Annotated in this window: 5 protein-coding genes; 2 read left to right on the top strand and 3 right to left on the bottom strand. The window is 43.0% G+C overall.

Going from position 1 to position 5255, the window contains the following annotated elements; translation table 11 throughout:
- The 3 genes from H4O21_RS18590 to H4O21_RS26350 form a co-directional block, all read right to left on the bottom strand.
- Nucleotides 1-798: tetratricopeptide repeat protein (locus H4O21_RS18590; protein WP_182810391.1), on the bottom strand; the 798-nt coding region annotated here is incomplete at its 3' end.
- Nucleotides 799-863: 65 nt separating this feature from the next.
- Nucleotides 864-1649: a hypothetical protein gene (locus H4O21_RS18585; protein WP_182810390.1), complete on the bottom strand. Its 786-nt coding sequence runs from the start codon at nucleotides 1647-1649 to the stop codon at nucleotides 864-866.
- 92 nt (nucleotides 1650-1741) lie between these two features.
- Nucleotides 1742-2011, bottom strand: a complete 270-nt coding sequence (locus H4O21_RS26350) for a DnaJ domain-containing protein (RefSeq protein WP_182810389.1) — start codon at nucleotides 2009-2011, stop codon at nucleotides 1742-1744.
- Between the two features lie 200 nt (nucleotides 2012-2211).
- Here H4O21_RS26350 and H4O21_RS27095 point away from each other — a divergent pair, with 200 nt between their 5' ends.
- Nucleotides 2212-3582, top strand: coding sequence for a DnaJ domain-containing protein (locus tag H4O21_RS27095; RefSeq protein ID WP_305082235.1), 1371 nt, complete (start codon nucleotides 2212-2214; stop codon nucleotides 3580-3582).
- 191 nt (nucleotides 3583-3773) lie between these two features.
- Nucleotides 3774-5255, top strand: a protein-coding gene (locus H4O21_RS25985) for an IS3 family transposase (RefSeq protein ID WP_255487375.1) whose coding sequence is annotated in 2 segments (ribosomal slippage) — nucleotides 3774-4260 and nucleotides 4260-5255 — 1483 coding nt annotated over the 2 segments. Because the reading frame shifts where the segments join, the coding sequence is not laid out codon by codon here. This gene is flagged as partial in the annotation.

Raw genomic sequence — 5255 nt, 5'->3', positions numbered from 1 at the left:
GCCAAGATTGTATTGAGCGTTTGCATGTCCCTGCTCAGCCGCTTTCTGATACCAATGGAATGTTTGCCGATAGTCCTGCTTAACACCCCTGCCATTCATATACATCTGACCAAGATAAAATTGTGCTTCTGCATGACCCAGATCCGCGGCTTTCTGATACCAGCGGACAGCTTGTTCATCAGACTGCTCGACGCCACGACCATTGTAATAGATCCAGGCAAGATTAAACTGTGCTACTACATCGCCCTGATCCGCTGCTTTCTGAAACCAATAGGCAGCTTGTTTGAGATCCTGCTCAACACCCTCTCCGTGGTAATACATGAAGTAATACATGAAGCCAAGACTATTCTGAGCAAATGCATCCCCCTGATCCGCGGCTTTCTGATACCAGTAGACAGCTTGTTCATCAGATTGCTCAACGCTATTGCCTTCACTATACATCCAGCCGATATTGGCCTGAGCCCTTGCATCGCCCTGATCAGCGGCTTTCTGACACCAATACACACCCTCCTTATACGATAGCTTAACGCCCCGGCCATACAAATACATCAAGCCAAGATTGGTTTGAGCGATTGCATTTCCCTGCTTAGCGGCCTTCTGATACCAATGCACGGCTTGTTGATCAGATTGCTCTACGCCTAGGCCATTCTGATACATCCAGCCAAGATTAGTCTGAGCTTCTGCATCCCCTTCTTCTGCCTGTTTTAGCATTATCGCAGGGCTATCTTGAATTTTTTCAGAGAATTCCGGGGCAGAAAAAAAAGAAAAGGTATTAATCTGGTTTTGTTCCAACTCCATAGTAGATCCTTTAAAAGAAGAAGATGTTAATGTTGTTCACTAAAGGGGCCGGCATAGCCATAAGACTAGGATTTAACATGTAGCCAGTGCAGGTTCAGAGACCGGGTGATCAGCGTTAATCCGATATTGACCTGACTGCTGGGCAGACTCCATAAACTGTTAAAACGCATCAGTTCCTTTGAATTCGGATTGTTGAAGGATACCGCGATAAACTTGCTGCTTTTCGGGGAGAGCAGGACCTGACGATCCTTGTCCTTAAGCCCCTCAAAACGTACCGGGGCCAGTTCTTGTCCGCTGTCTTCCAGCAACAGCTGGAAACTGTCTTTTGTGATGCGGACTTTCTTATTTCCATTCGTCTTATTAAAAAACCGGAAATTAAAACGGATCTGATAATCGTCGATATAAATATTATTCAGAGACATCGATACATTTTCACTTTTCTGCTCGGCATTGTGACGGATCGGTAATTTCACAAAGCCCGGATACCCCTGATCATAAACCTGAACCGTTCTGCCATCGATACTGGCTACCCGTCCCAGAAAAGACGGGGCGAGGTTCTGTATACAGGCAGAGTAAGCTTCAGAATCTGAGTCACCTGCAGGGCCTTGTTTCTGCAACAGGCGGATAACATCCTGTTCTGAAACAGAACCCGCCTTTTTTTTCTGGCCACTGAGTGACTGTTTCTTATCTGACAGATCCAGCACCGCTCTTTGAGAGGCTTTAATCTGGTCAGACAGTGCCGTGACACTGGCCGTCCCACGGCATAACAGAAGCACATCTTCGACAGGCCCGGCCATGACAGAACCGGACAGCAACATAAAAAGAAAAAATCCCTTAAGATTCAGACGCATCAAAACAGTCCTATATTTCCGATAGCGATCAATTCCATACAAAAATAATGGCTTAACCTGAAGGTTTCTGCCACTACAATTTACTCAGATGTTCATAGGCCTCCTGAACAAGGTTGAAAAGGTCTCCGAAGTCCTTTTTTTTCTTGTTCGGTCGCATTGGGATGCTTATCCGGATGGTATTCGGATCGTTTTTTTCGATAGGCTGCTTTGAGTTCTTTCTGAGTAAACCCCGGACGAAGCCCCAGTATTTTCAGACACTGTGCGGTCTTTGTACCGATAGAATCAGCCCGGCTCTGTTCTTTCTGTTTCTGACGGGCCTGTTCAGCCTGCCACTGCCAGAGGACCTTTTGAACACCCCACAACCTTTATCAATTAGGGGCTTTAGACTTTTTATACCTTGCTAAGTGCTGAAATATGCTTTACCAATTATAGAATGGGGAGTTTTTAATTAGGTGTTCCCGAACCTTATTACCACCTCAGTCAATTTTTTAATTTAAAAAAAGCATATTATATTGTCATACCATAATATTTAACTCCTTCTATACTTGAGGCGAATTTTAATATGACCATTGCCATTAAAAATACAACAAAAACAATCACATCTAAGATTTTATTGTTTTTTCTTATATTGACAACCCTTTTAACAAGCAGTTATTCATTTTCCAATACATCTGAGAATGAAAAACTATTTTACGAGGGGATCAATTTTTTCTATGGGATAGATAAACCTCAAAATTTATCTAATTCATTTAATATATTTAACAATCTATCTAACAAAGGGTATCGCAGGGTCGACTTTATATTAGGCCTAAGCTATATGCTGGGACTAGGAACCAATATAGATAATGAAAAAGCAATAAAACACTTTAAAAAGTTGGATCTTTGCACTCCTGATAGCTATCCTTATTGTTTGTTTAATTCTGCTGTAAAGATATCACGCCAAGAATTTGAAAATCCCCTAGAACATTTAGGTTTCAGCTATAATTACTACAGAGCTGCAAATAGAAAAGAAATGTTTAATTATGTTACCATAAAGAAAACCACCAATAAAATAGCAGTCTCAATTTTTGAAATAATCTCAGAATCAGAATCAAAAAATTCATGGTCACACTCAGATGAAATACGACAATCCGCTTACAATTCAGGGGTAATTTATTCAGCGCTAAATGATTATAAAAAATCATTTTATTTTTTTAAAAAAGCATTAAATCTTGGATTTGAAGAGGCAGAATTCAGACTTGGCTCACAGTACTATTATGGCTTGGGTGTAGAAGAAAACAAAGATAAAGGGCTATCATTAATACAACGTTATATTGATAACAACAGGGGTAAAAAAACGAAAACAGAATTTGCCCAAAATCCTTATAGTAGAGCATTATACATTTTAGCAAACATATACTACTATGATAAGAATGACTTTGAAACTGCTGAAAAACTACTTATTGAATCTGACACAGTATATTCATACAATCTCTTATCAAAGTTAAAGGCAGAAAAAACACCTACTCAAGAAGAAAAAGAAAAACAAAAAAATGCAATTTTAAAAACAGAAAAATCATCTATTCAAGAAGAGCAAAAAAATACAAGTACATCGGGGATAGATTACTTGCATACTATTCTTTTGCTCCTACTATTAATTGTTTTTGTAAAATATAGAAAAAACAAAAAAGAAGAAAAAGAAGAAAAAGAAGAAAAAGAAGAAAAAGAAGAAAAAGAAGAAAAACATGATAATAACAGCTATGACTACTATTGTGAAACATTAGGTCTTAGCCCAGGCTTTTCGAAACAAGACCTTAAAAAAGCTTATCGTAAAATGTCATCTAGGTATCACCCTGATAAATACGAAGAAGAACCAAATATAGTATTGGAAAAAATGAATGACATTCAAAAAAAAGTTAATGAAGCATATAGCTATTTAAATAATAGGGCATAAATTATTTAGGCTGTAGATAAAACTGAGTAACTGTTTTGGATAGTCTTTTTTCAGTCAGGATCAGATTAAAATGAAGGGGTCTGGTTTAACAGTCCCCCTTTTTTACAGACTACTCTCCCGCTGTGTCAGGATAGTTGTCCGATAACCTTTATTGAAAAAAAACAATTCAACAGCGGGCTGAAGGATCGGATATGCCTCGTTATTCTGATGAACGTCGTGAAGCCATACTGAAAAAACTACTGCCGCCTCAGAATCGCTCTGTCCCTGATGTAGCCCGCGAAGAAGGTGTTTCTGAGCAGACCCTGTACAACTGGCGGAAACAATGTCGCTCAGAAGGAGTTCCCGTGCCAGGTCATCGGAGCAAAACAGATTCATGGTCCGCTGAAGCCCGGTTTGCCGTTGTCGTAGAAACCGCTTCTCTGTCCGAAGCCGAGCTCAGCCAGTACTGCCGGGAAAAGGGGCTGTATCCTGAGCAGGTCAGAGAATGGAAAGCGGCCTGTATTGCCGGTGCTGCTACTCACCCCCTGCAGGAACAGAAAGAAAAGCAACAGCGTAAAGCGGACCGCAAACGCATCCGTCAACTCGAACGTGAACTGCACAGAAAGGACAAAGCACTGGCAGAAACCGCCGCTTTGCTGGTCCTGAGAAAAAAGTTACAGGCCCTGTACGACGGGGAGGACGAGGACAACTGACGGTTCCTGATGAACGTAAACGTCTGATCGATCTGTTTACTGAAGCGGTGGTATCAGGAGCCCGCCGGGAGAAAGTCGCGGCAGAAATCGGACTGTCTGCCCGTACTTTCAGGCGCTGGATAGATGAGTCAGGAGAAGTGCAGTATGACCGTCGTCCGGAAGCGATACGCCCGAAGCCTGCGACGGCATTAAGCCCTGAAGAACGTCAGGCGATTATTCAGGTGTGTAATGAAGCGCCTTATGCCAGCCTGCCGCCCTCGCAGATCGTACCGGCTCTGGCAGATCAGGGTATTTATCTGGCTTCAGAGTCCAGCTTTTACCGGGTACTGAAGTCGGAAGGACAGTGCGGGCACAGAGGCCGGACGAAAACACCGGAGAAAAGAGCATTACAGACGCATACGGCCTGTGGTCCGAATCAGGTCTGGTGCTGGGATATCAGTTATCTGCCCTCTCATGTCCGGGGACGGTTCTGTTATCTGTATGCGGTCATTGATATTTACAGCCGTAAGCTGGTGGGCTGGGAAGTCTATGATGCCGAACAGGCGGATTATGCCTGTGAACTGCTGGAACGTACGGTACTGAGAGAAGGCTGCTGGTCGGAGCCTGTGGTGCTGCATTCTGATAACGGCAGTGTGATGAAAGCGAGTACGTTCAGAGTAAAACTGGAAGCCCTGGGCCTGAAGACGTCTTACAGCCGGCCACGGGTCAGTAATGATAATGCCTACTCTGAATCCTTATTCAGAACGCTGAAATACTGCCCTCAATGGCCGACCTCAGGCTTTGAAACGCTGGATTCAGCCAGAGAATGGGTGCAGGAATTTGCGGAGTTTTATAACGAAGAGCACAAGCATAGTCAGATCCGTTTCGTGACGCCGGGTCAGCGTCACAGAGGCGACGATAAAAAGATCCTGTTACAACGTCATGGGGTTTATCAGAAGGCGATGAAAGAGAATCCCGGACGCTGGCCCGGTAAGAAAACGC

This window comes from Oceanospirillum sediminis (genome assembly GCF_014164585.1).
Taxonomy (GTDB): domain Bacteria; phylum Pseudomonadota; class Gammaproteobacteria; order Pseudomonadales; family Halomonadaceae; genus Oceanospirillum; species Oceanospirillum sediminis.
Note: the sequence above shows the minus strand (reverse complement) of the source record. Positions and strands in the feature narration are given on the sequence as shown.